This is a genomic window from Microbacterium sp. AG238 (assembly GCF_003610405.1).
Lineage (GTDB): Bacteria > Actinomycetota > Actinomycetes > Actinomycetales > Microbacteriaceae > Microbacterium.
On the sequence record NZ_RAQC01000001.1, the window covers coordinates 1,300,318 to 1,319,066 of the forward strand.

Here is an 18,749-nt window from a genome sequence, read left to right on the forward strand (position 1 = left end):
CGGGGCGCACCTATCGTCGCGACCGATGACCACTGCACCCCACCCCCGTCTGGCGTCGCTCAAAGCCGCCGCGCGAACCGCGGGCGGCGAGGCCTTCGCGGTCTCGCGCCTGCTGCTGGCCGGCAAGACGGCCCTCGCCGCCGCCATCGCCTGGTACCTCGCACCGTTCGTCCCCTTCGCGCACGACGAGTACTCCTACTACGCACCGCTCGGCGTGCTCGTCAGCATGTACCCGACGATCGCCGACTCGGCCAAGGCCGGACTGCAAGCGGTCGGCGGGCTGGCGATCGGCATCGCGATCGGGCTCGCGGGCCTGTGGATCGTCTCGGGCCCGAGCCCCCGCATCCTGGGTGTCGCGATCGTCGTCGCCGCGGGCGTGGCTGTCGGCGGCATCCGGGCGCTCGGCACCGGCCGAGACTGGATCGCCATCGCGGCGTTGTTCGTGCTGCTGCTGGGAGCGAACGACGCCGGCGGCTTCTCGGTGTCGTACCTCGTCACGATGGCGTTCGGCGTCGTCATCGGTGTCGCCGTCAACCTCGCGATCGTTCCGCCCCTGTACCTGCGACGCGCCTCCACCCGCCTGTCGCAGCTGCGCGACGCGGTCTCGGACCGCCTCGAGATGCTCGCCGCCTCCGTCGCCGACAGCGCGCCCACCGACGCGACCGGCCAGCGCTATCTCCAAGAGATCCTCGACGCCGTCTCGGCCGACGTGCGCGAGGCCGCCCGCAGCCGCAAAGCCCACCCGCTCGCCCGACGACGCCGCGGGATCGAGGCCGAGAACGGGCGCCGCCTGAGAGCGCTCGAGAACACCGTCCGTCAGACGATCGAGCTCGCCGAGGGGATCGACGCCCTCCCCCTGACCCCGGATGCAGAGCCGCTGCGCGCCGAGCTCGCCGAGGCGGTACGGGCCACAGCGCGGGCGGTGGCACGGCCGGTGCGCGATCCCGCGACCCCGGCGGCGGTCGAGGAGGCCGAGACGGCACTCGCCCGCGTCGTCGAGGCGGCACCCACGCCCAGCGACGGCCGCATCTCGCCGTGGACCCGCGCCGCGGTCGATCTCAGCCGCATCATCGAGGCGTCTCGACCGTTCGCCTGACGCGACCGGTCGGCGCGGCAGGTCACCGCGCCGGGATACCCAGCACCCGTTCGAGGTACGGCCCCGAGAACTTGCCGTTCGGGTCGACCCGCGCGACGAGCTCGCGGAAGTCGTCGAGATGCGGAAGCGAGGTACCGATGGACATCGAGAAGACCTTGCCCCAGTGCGGACGAGCGTCGAACGGTGCGAGCACGCGCTCGACGTGAGAGATCGCCGCCCGAACGGCATCCGGTTCGTTCTTCCAGGTGAAGTGGATGCAGACGCTGTCGCGTCCGAACCCGGGCGAGAGCCAGAGGTCGTCGGCCGCCACGGTACGCAGCTCGGTCACGAGGAGTGCCGGCTCGACCCGGTCGGCGATCGAACGAACGGCCGCGATGGCCTCGACGGCCACAGCCCGGTCGACCCAGTACTCGGTCTGGATCTCGTCGCCGTTGGACGGCGTCGCGTCGATACGGAAGTGCGGCAGACGCTCGCACCAGTCGCCGGGCACGCCACCCTGCTCGGTGGTGTTGTCGACCCCGTCCGCGGCCGGCGAGTCTGCCTTCGTCCTCACGCGACGGGCACTCAGCAGCCGCTCCGCCATGTCGGGAGCCGAGGTTTCGTCGAGACGCTCTTTGATCCAGACCTCGCCGACATCGGCCGTGTTCCAGCGCGTGAACACGCTGACGCTGTACCCGGATGCCGTCACCTCGTCGAACCGCTCGAAGAGGTCGTCCCACGTGAGCCCGGCATACGTGTCCTGGCGAACCCGGTACGTGGGTTCGATCGCGAGCGTCAGGCGCACGACCGGCCCGAGCGCGCCGAGGTGGACGACGCTCCCGGCAAAGTCGTCGTCGCCCGCTGAGACCGTGCGCAGCTCGCCGTCCGGGTCGATGAACTCCAGCGCGCGGACGGCGGTCGCGAGCGAACCGTTGCGATCGCCTGATCCGTGCGTCGACGTCGCCGTCGCGCCCCCGACGGAGATGTGCGGCAGCGACCCCATGTTGTGCAGCGCCCACCCGTGATCGGCGAGGTGCCGAGCGACGACGGCGTACCGCGTGCCGGCCCCCACGGTCACGGTGCGGGCCGCCTCATCGATGACGATGTCGGGATCGATCCCGGTCAGGTCGAGGAGAACGCCGGCAGCGTCGGCCAGGTCGTTGAAGGAATGCCGAGTCCCCAGCGATCTGACGTGGTCGTGAGACGCGACGAGTCGCTGCGCCTCGGCGATCGTCGTCGGCACGAGCACGCCTTCGGCGGCGAAGGTGTGTGTTCCGGCCCAGTTCCGTTCGGTCACGAGCCCACGCTACGCGATGGCCACCGAGAATGTACACAGCTACAACAAAGTCCTCGATGCTGTCATGCGAGATAGTGCAAGAGAAACAAAGAAGCCCCCGCAGAGCGGAGGCTTCTCGTTCACTGTCTCAACACAGTGTGCGCCCGAAGGGACTCGAACCCCTAACCTTCTGATCCGTAGTCAGATGCTCTATCCATTGAGCTACGGGCGCATGGCCTGGAATGTCTCCCGGGCCGTCGTCAAGCATAGCCCGCTCTCGCACAAAGAGCGAATCGAGCGCGGAACGGCTAGTCGATCACCGGCGTGGCCGCGGAATCGAGGGCTTCGTCGCGCTCGACAACCTGCCGTTGCGCGTTGCGACGCTGCGACCGCAAGCGCGGAAGATCGACCATCCGTAGAGCTTGCATGCGCGCCGTGCGCATGCGCTCGTAGTCGGGTTCGAGATCCGGCCGCGCCGCCTCGATGCGAAGCGTCCGGTCGATGTTGCCGGCGACCTCCGACCACGCGGCCTCGCGCGCGTCGGCGATCAGTTTGCGCAGCTCACCCTCATCGGCGGCGCGTTCACGCAGCTCCTTGGCGATGCGCAGCGACTGCTTGCGCCGCCGTCGCAGGTTCGACACATCGCGGCTGCGGTAATCGTGGGTGCCGCTCGAGTCGCTGTAGCGGCCGCTCGCCGCCTTACGTTCTCGGTGAGTGCGCTCGGCGTCGGCCTCGGCTTCCTCCGCGAGCGAGATCAGCGCATCGCGGGCGTCGTCGAGAAAGCGATCGGGCTCGAAATCGCGCCCATCGGCGAGGATGTCGACGAGGATGGCGTTCTTGAGCGCCAGGCGGGTCGCCGCGGAGGCGATGTACAGCCCTTCGGCGACGATCTCCGAGCTCTTGGTACGCGCTTGACGGGTGGCCAACGCTGCCCCTCCTCACCTCACCCCAATCCTATGGGGCGCAGGTGTCAGCCGAGCTTGGCGATGATCGCCGCGATCCGCCTCGCGCGGGTCTCCGGCGTCTTCGCCGACTCGACGTTGACGACGTGCGCCTTGCGCGCGCTCGGCGCCAGACGGTCGAACGCCGCGGTCGCCCCCGCTTCGGTCAGCGCGGCGAGCAGATCGTCCGGCGTCTCGACCTCTCGAGGCGCCTCATCCAGCTCGATGTCGACGACGATGGCATCCCCGCCCGCGAGGCCACTTTCGCGCCGCCGCTCGGCGGAGAACGGCACCAGCGCGAGCCCGCGCATCGAACCCACCGTACTGCGGAAGGAGAAGCCGTTGACGGTGACGGAGACGGCGGGACGACGCCCACCGCCCAGGGCATCCAGCACCGAGAAGGGCACCTCGATGCCGGTGTTGTTCCCGAACTGGGACAGCGTCGTCTCGAATCGCACGATTCTCACTACCACCGCCCATGAAGGCAGCACAAGGCCTGTGAGCCGTGAAGTCGCTGACCGTAGCCTCGCGTCACGGCCTGGGCATTACTCCCCATCGATATCGACGACCACACAAGATCGGACGCCCCGGGCCCACCCAGAGGCAAACCGATCTGCCACTGTCACCGAACAACCGCAGCACCGCGACATCCGTCGCCCAATGGGAGGGAACCCTCATGCGTACATCACCGAACCGCCTCGTGGCGATCATCTTCGGCGCCGTCTACATCCTCGTCGGCCTCCTCGGCTTCACCGTGACCGCGGGCGTCGACTTCATCGCCACCGAGGGTGGCCTGCTGCTCGGCATCTTCGAGGTCAACCCGCTGCACAACATCGCGCACCTCCTGATCGGCGCCGCGCTGCTCATCGGCGGCCTCTCCGGCGTCCGCGCTGCGAAGGGCGTGAACACGACGGTCGGTGCCGCCTACCTGCTTCTCGGCATCGTGGGCTTCTTCATCCAGGACAGCGCCGCCAACGTGCTCGCCCTGAACACCGCCGACCACTTCCTCCACCTCGCCAGCGCCCTCGTGCTGCTGGGTGTCGGCCTCGGCACCGACCGCGCCACCGCCCCGCGCACGGCCGCGATCTGATGAACGCCGCCGCGCTCACCCGCTCCTGGCCCACGCTCGCCGCGTGGGGGGCTGGCCTGCTCCAGCTCGGCGTGGGCGCGGGCATGATCACCCAGGGCACCGGAGCCGCCGACCGCGGCGTCGGTGCCCTGGCGGTCGCGGTCGGGGCGGCCGCCCTGGGTTGGGGCGTCGCCGCCCTGACGCGCGGCCGCCTCGTCGCTCCCCGCGTCGCGATGGCCATCGCCGTCGTCGGCACGGTGATGTCGGGGCTTGCTCTTGCGGCGGACCCGATGCGCATCAGCGTGCACGCCGTCGGCGTGACCGCCCTTCTCCACGTCGCGTACGGCGTAGCGGCGGCGGCCGTCGTACGGCGGGCGCGCTCAGCGTCAGCCGACACCTCTCCCGCCGACGCCCGAGTCGCACCACGGACGAGCGTCATCGGACTCGTCGCGGGCTGCGTCATCGTCGCCGGACTCGTCACACCGGCACTGGGCGCGACGGAGGCCGGCCGCGCTGCGCCGAGCCACTCCGACCACCCGCTCTTCTCCACCGAGCACAGTCACTGAGACCTGGCGCTCGGCGACCCAGCCGCGGGATCAGATCGCGCTGATGCGCCAGGAAGCCTCGACCGTCTCGGCGGGAGCGATGAAGATGAGTCCCGCGTCGTAGTCGTAGCGTGCGGCGTTGAACGCATCCGGCGCGCACGTCATCGGCTCGACCGCGAGACCCGCACGGTGCCCCGGCTGCGCCGGTCCCCCGGGAAGGTCGGCGGTGTGCACCTGCACCCAGGGACACGCGGAATCCCACGAGATCGCGACGCCGGTGCCCGACGGATCGGTCACCCGCACGGTTGCCACGCTGTCATCGGTACGCGAGAGCCCCGTGAACGCATGGTCGATCTCGACGGCGCCCAGCGCCCGCGGCTCTCGGAAGTCGAACTCGGCGATATCCGAGACATCGGCCAGCGCGACCGGCGACAACCGATCGGGCGTCACCTCGAGCACGCGTGCGGCGGGAAGCTCGAGCGTCCACTCGTCGAGCGGCGACGACCCGGCGACGAGATAGGGATGCGGCCCCGTGCCGAAAGGCGCGGCATCCGTACTCTCGTTCGTCGCGCGCACCGTCTGCGTCAATCCGTCGGCGCCGAGCCGGTAGGTCGTCTCTACGCGCACCGTCCACGGGTAGGCCGTCTGCGCGACGATCGTGGCGCCGAGCGTCACGTGATCGGCGGCGACGACCACGGGCTCGAAGTCGAGCCAGGCCACCAGGCCGTGCAGCGCATGGTGCCGCTCGGGTTCGGTCAGGGCGAGGCGGTAGCGCGTGCCGTCCACCTCGTACTGGCCGTCGACGACCCGGTTCGGCCACGGCGCGAGCGTCGCGCCGCGGTAACCCGGACGCACCTCGTCCTCGCCGTAGGGCACGACGAGGTCGCGTCCGGCGACCTGGAAGGAGCGCAGCGACGCTCCCACGCTCGCCACGATCGCCTCGGCGTCGCCGAATCGCAACACGAACGACGTTCCGGATGCCGCCACGGGCGTCCCCTCTCGATTCTGGTTCTCAGAGCTCACAGTCCGCGGGCCAGGCGGTAGTAGGCCTGGTTCCAGCGGAGCTCCTTCTGGAATCCTCGCACCGTCGTGTCGTCGTCGATGACCACGAGCTCCGTCCCGGCGATCTCGGCGAAGTCGCGGAACACCTCGATGCCGACCGCCGTCGTCATGACCGTGTGGTGGGCGGCACCGGCTGCGAGCCAGCACGCGGCGGACGTGGCGAAGTCGGGCGCCGGCTTCCAGATCGCGCGTCCTACGGGCAGCTTCGGCAGGTCGGGAGCCTCGACGTTCTCGACGACGTTCGCCGTCAGACGGAACCGGTCGCGCATGTCGCTCATCGCCACGACGAGCGCGGGACCCGGGTCGGCGGTGAAGACGAGGCGCACCGGGTCGTCCTTGCCGCCGATGCCCAGCGGGTGGATCTCCAGACGGGGCTTCGCGGTCGTCAGCGACGGCGACACCTCGAGCATGTGCGCCCCGAGGATGCGCTCAGAACCGGGAACGAGGTCGTAGGTGTAGTCCTCCATGAGGCTCGCCCCACCGGGCAGACCCGAACCCATGACATTGGCGACGCGCACGAGGATCGCGGTCTTCCAGTCGCCCTCGGCGCCGAAGCCGTACCCCTCGGCCATGAGGCGCTGGACGGCGAGGCCGGGCAGCTGCTTCAGGTCGCCGAGATCTTCGAACGATGTGGTGAACGCCCCGAAGCCGCCGCTCTCTAGGAACGAGCGCAGCCCGATCTCGATCGCCGCGCCGTCGCGCAGCGACTGGTGCCGCTCGGCTCCCGGGAGCAGTTCGTCGGCGACGTCGTACTGCGCGAGATAGACCTCGACCAGCGCATCGACGTCGGCGTCGGATGCCGCGGCCACGGCCTCCGCCAGCTCGTTCACGCCCCACGTGTTGACCTGCACGCCGAACTGCAGCTCGGCCTCGGTCTTGTCACCCTCGGTCACCGCGACGTAGCGCATGTTGTCGCCGAAGCGCGCGAGCTTGAGCGTGCGGGCGGCCTGCCAACCGGCCGCGGCCCGCTGCCAGTCCTCGATCTGGCGGGTGACCTCGGGGTTGGAGACGTGCCCGACGACGGTCTTGCGCGAGACGCCGAGACGCGTCTGGATGTAGCCGAACTCGCGGTCGCCGTGGGCGGCCTGGTTGAGGTTCATGAAGTCGAAGTCGATGTCGGCCCACGGCAGCTCGACGTTGGCCTGCGTGTGCAGGTGCAGCAGCGGCTTGCGCAGGGCGTCGAGACCCGTGATCCACATCTTGGCCGGGCTGAACGTGTGCATCCACGCGATGACGCCGATCACCGAGTCGTCGGCGTTCGAGTCGAGCGCGAGCCGGCGGATCGACTCGGAGTCCTTCAGGACGGGCTTCCACTCGACACGCACCGGCAGCCCGGCGAGGCCGGCGACGACCTGCTGCGACTGCTCGGCGACCTGGCGGAGGGTCTCCTCGCCGTAGAGGTTCTGACTGCCCGTCACGAACCAGACGGTGTACTGCTCGAGAGAGGTGGAGAGGGTCATTGTTCTTCTTCCGGTGGTGTCGGACGGGTCAGGAGAGGGCGGCGACGGCGGCACGCTCGACGGCGAGCCCCGCGTCGTAACGATCGAGGTAGGCGGCGAAGCCGGCGGCATCCGCCTCGTCGGGCTCGGCGACGTCGATCGACGCAGCCGCGAAGACGCGCTCGCGGAGGTAATCGTCGAGATCGAGCCCGTCGCCGTGGACGAGATAATCGGCGAGGACGGCGATGCCCCACGCGCCTCCCTCGGAGGCGGTGTCGCCGACAGCCACCGGGGCACCGAGAGCGGCGGCGAGGAACCGCTGGGCGACGCCGGCGGTGCGGAACATGCCACCGTGGGCGAACATCCGGTCGAGCTGCACACCCTCGCGGTCGAGCACCCGCATACCGAGCGCGAGGGTGCCGAAGACGCCGTACAGCTGCGCGCGGATCGCGTTCGCGAGCGTGAAGCGGCTGTCGGGGGTGCGGACGAAGAGCGGACGCCCCTCGTCGGTACCGGCGATGGGTTCGCCCGCGAGGTGGTTGTAGGCGATCAGGCCGCCCGCGTCCGGCTCGCCCGAGAGGGCCTCGCGGAACAGGATGTCGTAGACGCCGTCCGCACCGAGCTCCGAACCCGACGCTGCGGCGAACCGCTCGAACATCCCGACCCACGCCGCGAGCTCGCTCGCTCCGTTGTTGCAGTGGACCATCGCGACGAGATCGCCCGCGGGCGTCGTGACGACGTCGATCTCATGGTGAGTGCTCTGCAGCGGCCGCTCGAGGACGACCATGGCGAAGATGCTCGTGCCGGCGCTGACGTTGCCCGTGCGCGGCGCGACCGCAGCGGTGGCGACCATGCCGGTCCCGGCGTCGCCCTCGGGAGGGCAGAACGGGATGCCGGGGTGCAGCGCCCCCGACGGGTCGAGCAGTGCGGCGCCGGCGTCGGTGAGCGCACCGGCGGCCTGCCCGGCGACACGGATCTCCGGCAGCAACGAGCGAACGCCGGCGGGAAGACGGCCCGCCAAGTGGGCGTCGAAGAGGTCGACGCGGCGCTGGTCGTAGTCGCGCGTGGCCGGATCGATGGGGAACATCCCCGACGCGTCACCGACGCCGAGCACCTTCTCGCCGGTCAGTCGCGCGTGCACGTAGCCGGCGAGGGTGGTCACGTGACGGATGTCGTCGACGTGCGCCTCGCCGTCGAGCACCGCCTGGTGCAGGTGGGCGATCGACCAGCGGAGCGGGATGTTGATGCCGAGCAGCTCGGTGAGCTCGGCGGCGGCCGGGCCGGTGCTGGTGTTGCGCCAGGTGCGGAAGGGCACCAGCAGCTCGTCGTCAGCGTCGAAGGCGAGGTAGCCGTGCATCATCGCCGAGACCCCGATCGCCCCGAGAGTCTCGGGCACGACGCCGTACGCGGACTCGACCGCGGCCGTCAGGTCGGCGTAGGCGGCTTGGAGACCTGACCACACGTCGTCGAGGGCGTAGGTCCAGCGACGCTCTTCGAACCGGTTCTCCCACGCGTGCGATCCGGTCGCGAGGACGTGTGCCGGATCCGGGCCGATGAGGCACGCCTTGATGCGCGTCGAGCCGAACTCGATGCCCAGGCTGGTGCGACCGGCGAGGATGTCGTCGCGATCGGCGGATCGATCGCGCGTGGCGGTGTGGGTCACGGATGCCTCCATTGGTCGTGCCGCGGTGGGATCATGTTACCGGTAACACCTGCTTCGTGCGAGCGTCGAAGACCTGGTCACCCGGCCTCATACCCCGCGAGTCGATTCGCGCACGACGAGTCGAGGCGGAGTGGGCTCGGCGGGCGAGACATCGCCCAGCAGGATACGGACGCATCTCCACGCCTCCCCCGCGATGTCGAGCCGCACCGTGGTCAGGGCCGGCCGGTAGAACGCAGCGTCGGGATGGTCGTCGAAACCCACCACGCTGACGTCCGCGGGCACATCCAGCCCGAGGCGAGCCAGCCCGGAGATCAAGCCGAGCGCCATCTGGTCATTCGCGACGACGACCGCGGTCGGCCCTGCCGCGGCGCCGATCGCGCCCGCGATCTCGGGAGCCAGGGCAGCGCCCGAGCCGGCGGACCAGTCGCCGCGCCACCGGCCCGCGATCTGCAGTCCCCGGCGCGCGAGGGCAGACTCCGCGCCGGTGTCGCGGGCGACGGCCTCGAGCCAGGCAGCCGGGCCCGACAGGTGGGCGATGCGGCGGTGCCCGGCATCCAGCAGGTGGTCGACGGCCAGCGCCGCTCCCTCGGCGCCGCGATCGCCCCCGCTCGCGCGCTCCCCCGCTGCATCCACCCGCGCATGCAGGGGCACGACGGGAACTCCGAGGGAAGCCGCAGCGAGGACCGCGAGGGCGGCGGTATGCGGAGCCACGACGACGATGCCGTCCACGCCCTGGGCGAGCAGATGATCGGCGGCAGCGGAGACGCTGCCCGCGTCGGAGCCGTCGGCGTAAGCCGTGGCAATCCACCGGCCTGCTGAGCGCGCCGCACGCTCGAGGGCGCCGATGCCCGCCGCGGGGCCGTACAGGTCGGTGTCGGAGGCGATCACCCCGATCGTCCGCGTCGTCGCGGTGCCGAGGGCACGGGCTGCGTTGTTGACGCGGTAGCCCAGCTCGGACATCGCCGTGATCACGCGCTCGCGCGTCTCGGGCCGGATGTGGGGGTGGTCGTTGATGACACGCGAGACCGTCTGCGTCGACACGCCCGCAGCGGCCGCGACATCCCGCACACCCACTCGCGCCCGCCCGGGCATCGCTTCGCTCACTGCGCCAGGCTAGCGGGCACGCCGAAGGGCGGCACCGGCCGAAGCCGCGTGCCGCCCCTCGAGATCTCTCGGTCGGATCCGGTCCTGAGGATCAGCGGTCGCCGAGGATGCCGCCGACCAGGTCGTCGACGTCGGAGGTCACATCCGAGGTGATGCCGCCGACGAGGTTGTCGACGGTGCTGCCGATGCCGCTCGTGACGTCGCCCGTGCTGACATCACCGGTGCCGACGTCCGTGCCGTTGCCGAGGTCGGTGCCGACCTCGTTGCCGTTGCCCACCTCGTTGCCGGTGCCGACCTCGTTGCCGTTGCCGGTCTCGTTGCCGGAGACGACGGGGGCGTCGATCGGGGCCTCCACGGCGGTGTCGTTGCCCGAGGCGATCGGGGTGTCGTTACCCGACAGCAGTGCGCCGTTGCCGACGTCGCTGATCAGCGGGCCGTTGACGAGGCCGCCCTCGAGCCCGAGGTTGCCGATGTTCGCACCCTCGCCGACTCCGGTGCCGTTGGCCTCGAGGACGCTGTCGATCCACGTCGACAGCGCGTCGAAGGACGACGTGACATCCGTGGTGGTGGTCGTGTCTGTGGTGGACGAGTCGACCGCGGTGGTGTCGTCAGCCGACGCGGGCAGAGCGAATCCGGCGGTGGCGATCGCGGCTGCACCGAGGCCCGCCGTGCCGAAGATTGCTGCTCGCTTCAGGTTCGTACGCATGTCTCTTCCTTCCGTCACGTCCGCTGGATTGCGGCACGTGGGGCTATCCGAGACGGGCACCGGGGCGGATTGGACACCTCGAGCGAAAACCGTGCATCCGCCCCCGTTTGGAGCGACGGCGATCCGCGCCCTCATGCAGATCGCGGCGGTTTCCTGGCAGTCGCCTGAGAGCGCGGCATCCGGCCCCGTAGGCTCTGCGTCATGCGCGCAGAGCTCGCCGATCGCCGTGACACGACCTGGGAGGATCTCGGCCCGAGATTCCGGGTGTTCGTCTACCCCTGCGACGCAGAAGACACGCGGATCATCGACATCGTCGACGTCTCGATCGACACCGTGTTCCGCGAGATGCGCATCCTCTCCGACGACGATCGCCACCTCTGGTCGGTCGCTCTGGTCCGTGGGGAGGGAGCGCAACGGGGTCTGGTCTGGCTGTCGGGTTACGACTACGACGACACCCCGACCGACGGCGTCGAATGGCAACGTCGTCGCGAGATGCAGGATCGCTACCTGATGGCGCGTTCCCGTCGAGGCGAGCCGCTCGTGCTGCCCGACGGACGGCGCGTCATCCGCATGTTCTCGGGATGGGCCTCGAGCCCGCTGTGGGAGAGCTTCACGGACGAGTACGTCGTCGACCCGCGCAGTCTCGGAATCAGCGATGACCTGACCCGGGATCTCCTCGCCTGGGACGGCGCGATCCAGGACGCGGGACCCGACGGCCCGGTCCCCGCCGACTCGTTCGAGACCGGCCTGGCGATCTGGCGCCGCCTGCGCGACGAGCTCGCCCCCATCGCCGAGGTCCGCCCCGATTTCTGGGCTACCGGGTGTGGGCTCGGCTGAAATCAGGCTTTGACCGGCCGCCCGCGCTTGGGCTTCTCCGTCGACAGCTCGATCGCCATGGCGCGGCCGGGATGCTGCGCGAGGCGCTGCTCGGTGTGATCGAGCCAGCGCACCTCGGCCTCGGCGGCGAAGATCATCGAGTCGACGACGAGCGACCAGGCGAGCTGCTCGGGTCCGTCGGGGTTCGCGCCGGCGTACTCGGCACCAGTGAGTGCCTGCAGCTGCGCAAGCGACGCCCGCCGTTGGGCGTGGATCACCTCACCCACATCGATCCCGGGCAGCGTCGCCGCGACGGCGAGCTTGATCGCGAGCTCATCGCGCGTGCCCGCGGGCCGCTCGACGGGAGACCCCAACCACGACGCGACCTCGGCTCGGCCGGCATCCGTGATCTGCCAGTAGACATGCCCCTGACCGTCGACGGCCCCCTTCTCGACGAGCCCGTCTCGCTCGAGCCGGTCGAGCGTGTTGTAGATCTGACCGACGTTGAGCGGCCACGTCGAGCCGGTGCGACGATCGAACTCCGCCCGCAGCTGATAGCCGTAGCACGGGCCCTGATCGAGGATCGCCAGAAGGCTGAGTCGAACCGACACGGTCATCCTTTCGCATACCGGGTATGTAATTTGCGAGTATATGCATACCGAGTATCGAACGAGCTACCGACGCGGTCCCACCACGATCAGGCTGCTGAGGATGCCGAGCCCGACGCCCACCGCCGTATCGACCACCCGCTCGACGGCGAGCTCCGGACCGCCACTTCCCGCTGAGCTGAGGATGAGGAGCACGAGCGGGGTGATGAAGACGAGCGCGAGAGCGTAATGGCGCACGACCACCAGCTCGATGACGAACTGCAGCGCCCCGAGCACGAGGCCGAGCACGACACCGCCGAGCGGCACGATGCTGACGGCGAGGAAGACGGCGCCGCCGGCCGCGGTGCCGAGCGCCCGGTGGATGCCGCGCGACAGCGCGACGCGGCGGCTCGCGCTGACCCCGAGCACGGCGATGCCCGCCCCGACGATCCAATAGGCGCGCTCCGGATCGACGATCACCGCGATCAGGGTGCCGACGACCGCGACCGCCGCCGTGCGCGCGACCAGCGTCCGCGTCGTCGCCGTCCCGAGCGCGGCCGGGAAGAGGGAGCGCAGCGCTCGAGGCTGGGCGCCTCGGTGCGAGCGCCGCACGAGCGGCGCCGCGGTGACCAGCCACCCGAATGCGAGCGACGCCGCGAGGACGCCGAGGTACAGCGCCGGGTGCACCGCATGCGCCGCCTGCGGAGCCGTGACATGTGCGGACAGACCGTAGATGAGCACCGCGAACAGCGGGCCCGGGGGCCCCACCGAGCGCCCGAAGACCAGAACGGATGCCGCGACGGCGACCACGACGAGGCCGACGGCCACCGCGACCGGACCGACCGCTGCCGCCAGGACCCCGAGGGCTGCACACGCCCACAGCACCGCCGCGACGATGGGCACGAATCCCGCGCGCTCGCGGGGAGTCAGTCGCCCGCCGTAGAGCGTCGCGAACGCGCCGGTCGCGGCGAGCAGCGCGACGCTCTCGAGCCCCAGCGCCGAGAGCGCCACGACGGGCAGCGCCATCGCGATCGCTGCCTGCAGCCCCAGGTGCCAGCGCGGCCCGGGCGACGGGCCGAACCGGGCGAGACTGCGCCCCAGCTCACCCGCTTCGCGCCGCCACCGGCCGGAACTGTCGGGCGTCGGTCCGGGCGAGAGCGGCATTACCCCATTGTCTCGCGACATCGGCATCGACCAGGCGAGCACATCTACGCTGGAGGAGGAGAACGATATGAGCGACGATTCCCCCGCCTCCCCGACGCCGGACACGCCTGCGCCCGGCGCACGCGAACGCGCCGCCTACATCGAGACGGCGATCCAGCAGGCCATCCGCCGCGGCGACTTCGACGATCTGCCGGGGGCCGGTAAGCCCATCGCCGACCTCGGGCCGAGCCACGATCCCGACTGGTGGATCAAACGCAAGATCCGCGACGAGCAGCTCACCGGCCTCGGTCCGCCGGCACTGACCCTGCGGATCGAGCACGCGGAGTTCGACGAACGCGCCGACGCCCTCGCCCGCGAGGACGACGTGCGCGAGTACGTCGCCGATTTCAACCGGCGCGTCGTCGAGGCCCGGCGCCAGTTGCAGGGCGGACCGCCCGTCGTGACGCCGACGCGCGACGTCGAGAGCGAGGTCGCGGCCTGGCGTCAGCGCCGCAGGGATGCGGCTGCCGCGGCATCCGCCGCTCCCCCGCCCGAACCCCGCCGGCGCCGGCGGCTGTTCCGGCGCTGAGCGCCCCGCCGCACAGCGGGTCACTCAGCGGGTTCAGCGCAGCGCCTGCTCCACGTCGGCCAGCAGATCGTCCACCGACTCGATGCCCACCGAGAGCCGGACGACCTCGACCGGCACGGCGGCCTCGGTGCCGCGGACCGACGCGTGGGTCATCGCATCGGGGTAGTTCACGAGCGACTCGACCCCGCCGAGCGACTCGGCGAGCTGGAACAGCCGCGTGGACTCGGCGAAGCGACGTGCCGCCTCACCCGACTCGAGCGCGAGCGAGAGCATGCCGCCGAAACGGATCATCTGCGATGCCGCGAGCTCGTGCCCCGGGTGCGAGGCGAGACCGGGATAGAACACGCGAGCCACGCGCTCGTGTCCCTCGAGGAACGCTGCGATCGCGCCCGCGTTCTCGCTGTGGCGCTGCATACGGACGTCGAGCGTCTTGATGCCGCGCGTGGTGAGCCAGGCATCCATCGGCCCCGACACCGCGCCGGCGGCGTACTGCAGGAAGCCGATCTTCTCGGCGAGCGCGTCATCGTCGAGCACGAGTGCGCCGCCGACGACATCCGAGTGTCCGCCGAGGTATTTCGTCGTCGAGTGCACGACCACATCGGCGCCGAGTTCGAGAGGGCGCTGCAGCGCCGGTGTCGCGAAGGTGTTGTCGACGACGACGAGCGAGCCGGCCTCATGACCGATGGCTGCGAGCCCGGCGATATCGGTGATGCGCAGCAGCGGGTTGGACGGCGTCTCGACCCACAGCACGCGGGGCGCGCGCTCGGCGACCGCGGCCCGCACGGCGGCGAGGTCGCTCATGTCGACCACGCGCAGCTTGACACCCCAGGGAGCCAGGACACGCGCGATGAGACGATGTGTGCCCCCGTAGACGTCGTTGCCGAGCAGCACCTCGTCGCCGGGCGTCAGCGCGGCACGCAGCAGCACGTCCTCAGCGGCGAGCCCCGACGCGAACGAGAAGCCGTGAGCTCCGCCCTCGAGCGCGGCGAGCTGCACCTGGAGCGCCGTGCGCGTCGGGTTGCCCGAACGGCCGTACTCGTACCCGCCGCGGAGGCCCCCGATCCCGTCCTGGGTGAAGGTGGTGGAGAAGTGCACCGGCGGGATGACGGCGCCGGTCGTGGGGTCGAACTCCTGGCCGGCGTGGACCGCGAGGCTGGCGAGGCCGCGGGCGGAATCGTGCGTGGTCATGCGTCGCTCCTGGTGTCGGGGGTGGTGTGGGGATCGTCGACGAGGTCGGCGAAGCCGTGGGCGCGCATCCAGTCGTCGTCGTAGATCTTCGAGAGATATCCGCGGCCGTGGTCGGGGAGCAGAACGACGACGATGTCGTCGGACCCGAGGTCGCGGGCGGTGCGAAGCGCGGCGACCACCGCCATGCCCGACGAGCCGCCGACGAGCAGACCCTCCTCGCGCGCCAGGCGACGCGTCATCGCGAACGACTCGCGATCGCCCACCCGCTCGTAACGGTCGACCATCGAAGGGTCGAAGGTCTCGGGCCAGAAGTCCTCACCGACGCCTTCGACGAGGTACCGGCCGACGTCGCCGCTGTAGATCGAGCCGTCGGGGTCGGCGCCGACGATCGTGACGGCTCCGGAAGAGGCCTCGCGGAGGTACCGGCCGGTGCCCGTGATCGTGCCGCCCGTGCCGACACCGGCGACGAAGTGCGTCACGCGCCCGTCCGTGTCGCGCCAGATCTCGGGTCCAGTCGTCTCGTAGTGCGCGCGGGGTCCTGCGGCGTTGGCGAACTGGTTGGGCTTGAACGCGCCGGGGATCTCCCGCGCGAGCCGGTCTGAGACGCTGTAGTACGAATCCGGATGCTCGGGCGGCACGCTCGTGGGAGTCATGACGATCTCGGCTCCGTAGGCCTTCAGCACCGCGACCTTCTCGCCCGCGAACTTGTCGGGAACGACGAAGACCATCCGATATCCCCGTTGCTGCGCGACGAGAGCGAGGCCGACACCGGTGTTGCCGCTCGTGGGTTCGACGATCGTTCCCCCCGGCCGCAGCGAGCCGTCGCGCTCGGCGGCCTCGATGATCCTCGCGGCGATGCGGTCCTTCGCCGAACTGCCCGGGTTGAAGTACTCGATCTTGGCGAGCACGGTCGCCCGCGTCGACGCGGCGACACGGTTCAGCCGGACCAGGGGTGTGTTGCCGACGAGTTCGGCGATGTTCTCTGCGTAGCGCACGAGGGTGTCCTCACGGTGTCCGCGCGCTCAGAGGCGCGGGTGCTGTCGGGGTCGTCTGAGGTGAGCGCGGCGGCGCTCAGCGACAACAACGACAGGTCTGCACGCGTCCACCCTAGGCCAGGGCCGGGGCGCTGTCGAGGGTTCCGCCCGTCGAGCTCAGCGCGACGACAGCCCGCGCCGCTCGAGAGAGCTGCGCAGCGTGTGACGCCCGTGCAGGCTGGCGGCATCCCGCACCCGCGCGATCGCGGCGCGCAGCCAGCCCCGCGGCTCGCCCTGCGCGCGGTAGTACGCCGTGACGGCCTCCTCGTATGCGGCGATGTCGGCGTCGACCGGCATGCGGTAGGTCTCGCGGTGACGGACGACCCGCTGCGGCAATCGCGGCTTCACCCCGGCGCGATCGTCCGGGTCGGGGCGACCGAGCACGAGACCGAACGCGGGGAAGGCGCCCACGGGAAGCTCGAGCAGGTCGGCGATCTGCTCGGGGTGGTTTCGGACGGCTCCGACGTAGACGGCGCCGAGCCCCAGCGACTCCGCCGCGACGACGGCGTTCTGGGCGGCGAGCGCCGCGTCGATGAAGCCGACGATCGTGCTCTCGATGTACTCGACGGCGTCCGACCTCTCCCCCGCTCGGTGTGCGAGCTCGCGCGCGCGGGCCCAGTCCGCGACGAAGACGAGGAAGACGCCGCCCCGGCGGATGAAGTCCTGGTCGCCGGCGAGCGTCGCGAGCGCGTCGAGCCGCTCGGGGTCGCGCACCTCGATGACCGACCACGCCTGCAGGTTCGAGCTCGTCGACGCCGACTGCGCCGCGGCGACGATCGCGGTCAGTGTCGCATCGTCGATCTCGCCGGGCGCGAACCGGCGCACGGAACGGTGACGGTAGAGCAGGTCGAGCACGTCGTTGCGCGGAAGGTCGTCGTGGGGCGCAGCCGAGCCGTACCGGCGCGACCATCCGTCGTGGGGTTTCGTCGTCACGCGGGGAACGTTACATGGCGTCATCGATCGTCTCCGACGTTCACGGAACATGTGGTGAGCCTTCGTGGTTACTAACGTCGTGATCATGTCTCAGCCGAACATCGACCCGTCCGCGGAGCACCCCTCCCGTCATCTGGGCGGCTCGCTGTCCGCCGATGACTTCAAGACGCTCTTCCGCGGGCACCCCGGCGGTGTCGCCGTCATCACGGCTGACGCAGGCGACGGCCCGGTCGCGCTGACGGCGACCTCGGTGTCGTCGGTGAGCGCCGACCCGCCGCTGCTGGTGTTCTCGGTGTCGGCGCAGTCGTCCGCCTCGGCGGTGCTGTCGACGGCCGAGACCGTCGTGGTGCATCTCCTCGACGCCGACGACCTTCCGCTCGCGAAGCTCGGCGCGACGAGCGGCATCGATCGCTTCGCCGACACCTCGACCTGGTCACGGCTGACTACGGGAGAGCCCGTGTACCGCGGCGTGCGTGCGTGGGTCCGTTGCGCGGTCGTGTCGCGCATGGATGCGGGCGGCTCCATCGTCATCGCCGGCCACGCCCTGCAGTCTCACGTCGAACGCGACGTCGAGCCGGGCGGTCACGGCGACGCACTGGTCTACCACAACCGCACGTGGCACCGCCTCAGCGAGGGCTCCGCCCTCCGCGACTGATCGTCGTCAGATCAGATCGTCGTCTATGAGACGACGCCGATCGCGGCGGCCGGGCTGGGACCGGTCGCGACCGGACGGCCGCGGTCGCGAGACCACTGGCTCCACGATCCCGCGAACACCCGCGCACGGCCGTATCCGGCGACGGCGAAGGCGAGGGCGGTGTGAGCCGAGGCGATTCCCGAACTGCACGTGATGACGACATCCGTGTCGGGACCGATGCCCACTGTTGCGAGCGAGGCACGGATCTCGTCGGGGCTTCGCAGCAACCCGTCCGGAGCGATGTGGACGACCGTCGGCAGATTGAGCGCGCCCGGGATGTGCCCGCTGACCGGGTCGGCCCCGGCCGTCTGACCGCGGTAGTGCTGTGGCGCGCGGACGTCGAGCAGCACGCCTCGGGCCGGAGCGACGGCCGCCTCGTCGATACCGGCGAGACCGCCCCTCCCCTCCGGCAGCTCCACATCGCCGGCCGCCGCGGCGCGATCACTGCGCTCGAGACGTCGGCCCGATGCGACCCACGCCCGGAAACCTCCGTCGAGCACGCGGATGTCGAGGCCGTGACGGCGCAGCAACCACCATGCACGGGCTGCCGCGACGCCGTCGTTGTCGTCGTAGGCGACGAGCCGGTCGCCCCCGGTGACACCCCAGCGTCGAGCCGCGATCTCCAGGTCGGCGCGACCGGGCAGCGGATGCCGCCCCTGCTCGGGAACACCGGGGCGAGCGAGCTCGCGCTCCAGGTCGACGTAGACAGCGCCGGGCAGGTGCCCGCTCACGTAGTCGGGCCGCCCTTCGGCGCGGTCCAGCCGCCACCGGACATCCAGCAGCCGCACGGGAGCGTCCGCGGCGAGTTCGGCGGCGAGGTCGTCGACACTCACCAGGGGGGACATGACCCCATGCTCGCCACGACCGCCCCCGGCCCACCTCCCC

General features: G+C 70.7%; 20 protein-coding genes and 1 tRNA gene. 6 read left to right on the top strand and 15 right to left on the bottom strand.

The window, feature by feature from the left end; translation table 11 throughout:
- The first annotated feature begins 25 nt into the window (after window positions 1-25).
- On the top strand, window positions 26-1,096 hold the full coding sequence (locus DEU36_RS06180; protein ID WP_120263382.1) for an aromatic acid exporter family protein: 1,071 nt from the start codon (window positions 26-28) through the stop codon (window positions 1,094-1,096).
- 22 nt (window positions 1,097-1,118) lie between these two features.
- On the opposite strand, the gene DEU36_RS06185 is transcribed toward DEU36_RS06180, so the two are convergent.
- From DEU36_RS06185 to DEU36_RS06200, 4 genes are all read right to left on the bottom strand, one after another.
- Entirely contained in the window at window positions 1,119-2,372 is a 1,254-nt protein-coding gene (locus DEU36_RS06185; RefSeq protein ID WP_120263383.1) for an FAD-binding protein, read from the bottom strand.
- 138 nt (window positions 2,373-2,510) lie between these two features.
- Window positions 2,511-2,583 (bottom strand) — tRNA-Arg (locus tag DEU36_RS06190).
- Between the two features lie 76 nt (window positions 2,584-2,659).
- Window positions 2,660-3,277 (bottom strand): asparagine synthase, encoded by a 618-nt coding sequence (locus tag DEU36_RS06195; protein ID WP_120263384.1) that lies wholly within the window; start codon window positions 3,275-3,277, stop codon window positions 2,660-2,662.
- Window positions 3,278-3,321: 44 nt separating this feature from the next.
- A complete protein-coding gene (locus tag DEU36_RS06200) occupies window positions 3,322-3,759 on the bottom strand; it encodes a YdeI/OmpD-associated family protein (protein ID WP_259455238.1) in 438 nt (145 codons plus the stop codon).
- Window positions 3,760-3,968: 209 nt separating this feature from the next.
- On the opposite strand from DEU36_RS06200, the gene DEU36_RS06205 reads away from it, so the two are divergent.
- Together DEU36_RS06205 and DEU36_RS06210 are read left to right on the top strand one after the other, a co-directional pair.
- On the top strand, window positions 3,969-4,382 hold the full coding sequence (locus DEU36_RS06205) for a DUF4383 domain-containing protein (RefSeq protein WP_120263386.1): 414 nt from the start codon (window positions 3,969-3,971) through the stop codon (window positions 4,380-4,382).
- Window positions 4,382-4,927, top strand: a complete 546-nt coding sequence (locus tag DEU36_RS06210; protein WP_120263387.1) for a hypothetical protein — start codon at window positions 4,382-4,384, stop codon at window positions 4,925-4,927. The genes DEU36_RS06205 and DEU36_RS06210 overlap by 1 nt, the downstream gene beginning before the upstream one ends.
- Before the next feature lie 30 nt (window positions 4,928-4,957).
- Here DEU36_RS06210 and DEU36_RS06215 read toward each other — a convergent pair whose 3' ends face one another.
- The 5 genes from DEU36_RS06215 to DEU36_RS06235 form a co-directional block, all read right to left on the bottom strand.
- A complete protein-coding gene (locus DEU36_RS06215; protein ID WP_183045305.1) occupies window positions 4,958-5,893 on the bottom strand; it encodes an aldose 1-epimerase family protein in 936 nt (311 codons plus the stop codon).
- 32 nt (window positions 5,894-5,925) lie between these two features.
- Entirely contained in the window at window positions 5,926-7,428 is a 1,503-nt protein-coding gene (gene araA, locus DEU36_RS06220; RefSeq protein WP_120263389.1) for an L-arabinose isomerase, read from the bottom strand.
- 28 nt (window positions 7,429-7,456) lie between these two features.
- Window positions 7,457-9,070, bottom strand: coding sequence for a xylulokinase (locus DEU36_RS06225; RefSeq protein WP_259455239.1), 1,614 nt, complete (start codon window positions 9,068-9,070; stop codon window positions 7,457-7,459).
- Between the two features lie 87 nt (window positions 9,071-9,157).
- The gene (locus tag DEU36_RS06230; RefSeq protein ID WP_259455240.1) at window positions 9,158-10,174 is read right to left on the bottom strand and encodes a LacI family DNA-binding transcriptional regulator; all 1,017 of its coding nucleotides are present in this window, start codon (window positions 10,172-10,174) and stop codon (window positions 9,158-9,160) included.
- Window positions 10,175-10,265: 91 nt separating this feature from the next.
- The gene (locus DEU36_RS06235; RefSeq protein ID WP_120263392.1) at window positions 10,266-10,880 is read right to left on the bottom strand and encodes a hypothetical protein; all 615 of its coding nucleotides are present in this window, start codon (window positions 10,878-10,880) and stop codon (window positions 10,266-10,268) included.
- 201 nt (window positions 10,881-11,081) lie between these two features.
- Between DEU36_RS06235 and DEU36_RS06240 the strand changes: the two genes are divergently transcribed.
- Entirely contained in the window at window positions 11,082-11,717 is a 636-nt protein-coding gene (locus DEU36_RS06240; protein ID WP_120263393.1) for a hypothetical protein, read from the top strand.
- 2 nt (window positions 11,718-11,719) lie between these two features.
- On the opposite strand, the gene DEU36_RS06245 is transcribed toward DEU36_RS06240, so the two are convergent.
- The gene (locus DEU36_RS06245) at window positions 11,720-12,307 is read right to left on the bottom strand and encodes a PadR family transcriptional regulator (RefSeq protein WP_120264393.1); all 588 of its coding nucleotides are present in this window, start codon (window positions 12,305-12,307) and stop codon (window positions 11,720-11,722) included.
- Between the two features lie 63 nt (window positions 12,308-12,370).
- Complete coding sequence (locus tag DEU36_RS06250; protein ID WP_183045306.1) at window positions 12,371-13,447, bottom strand: FUSC family protein; 1,077 nt, start codon at window positions 13,445-13,447, stop codon at window positions 12,371-12,373.
- Window positions 13,448-13,514: 67 nt separating this feature from the next.
- Between DEU36_RS06250 and DEU36_RS06255 the strand changes: the two genes are divergently transcribed.
- Entirely contained in the window at window positions 13,515-14,015 is a 501-nt protein-coding gene (locus tag DEU36_RS06255; protein ID WP_120263395.1) for a DUF1992 domain-containing protein, read from the top strand.
- Window positions 14,016-14,048: 33 nt separating this feature from the next.
- On the opposite strand, the gene DEU36_RS06260 is transcribed toward DEU36_RS06255, so the two are convergent.
- The 3 genes from DEU36_RS06260 to DEU36_RS06270 all read right to left on the bottom strand — a co-directional run bounded on the left by DEU36_RS06260 (window position 14,049) and on the right by DEU36_RS06270 (window position 17,170).
- Window positions 14,049-15,203 carry a cystathionine gamma-synthase gene (locus tag DEU36_RS06260; protein ID WP_120263396.1) on the bottom strand — a complete coding sequence of 385 codons (1,155 nt, stop codon included), beginning with the start codon at window positions 15,201-15,203 and terminating at the stop codon, window positions 14,049-14,051.
- The gene (locus DEU36_RS06265; RefSeq protein WP_120263397.1) at window positions 15,200-16,198 is read right to left on the bottom strand and encodes a pyridoxal-phosphate dependent enzyme; all 999 of its coding nucleotides are present in this window, start codon (window positions 16,196-16,198) and stop codon (window positions 15,200-15,202) included. Before DEU36_RS06265 ends, DEU36_RS06260 begins: the two co-directional genes overlap by 4 nt.
- A 156-nt stretch (window positions 16,199-16,354) precedes the next feature.
- Window positions 16,355-17,170, bottom strand: coding sequence for an NADPH-dependent oxidoreductase (locus DEU36_RS06270; protein WP_220700896.1), 816 nt, complete (start codon window positions 17,168-17,170; stop codon window positions 16,355-16,357).
- A gap of 85 nt (window positions 17,171-17,255) precedes the next feature.
- Here DEU36_RS06270 and DEU36_RS06275 point away from each other — a divergent pair, with 85 nt between their 5' ends.
- Entirely contained in the window at window positions 17,256-17,825 is a 570-nt protein-coding gene (locus DEU36_RS06275; protein ID WP_120264394.1) for a flavin reductase family protein, read from the top strand.
- A 23-nt stretch (window positions 17,826-17,848) separates the two neighbouring features.
- On the opposite strand, the gene DEU36_RS06280 is transcribed toward DEU36_RS06275, so the two are convergent.
- Complete coding sequence (locus DEU36_RS06280; protein WP_120263399.1) at window positions 17,849-18,709, bottom strand: sulfurtransferase; 861 nt, start codon at window positions 18,707-18,709, stop codon at window positions 17,849-17,851.
- Window positions 18,710-18,749 lie beyond the last annotated feature (40 nt).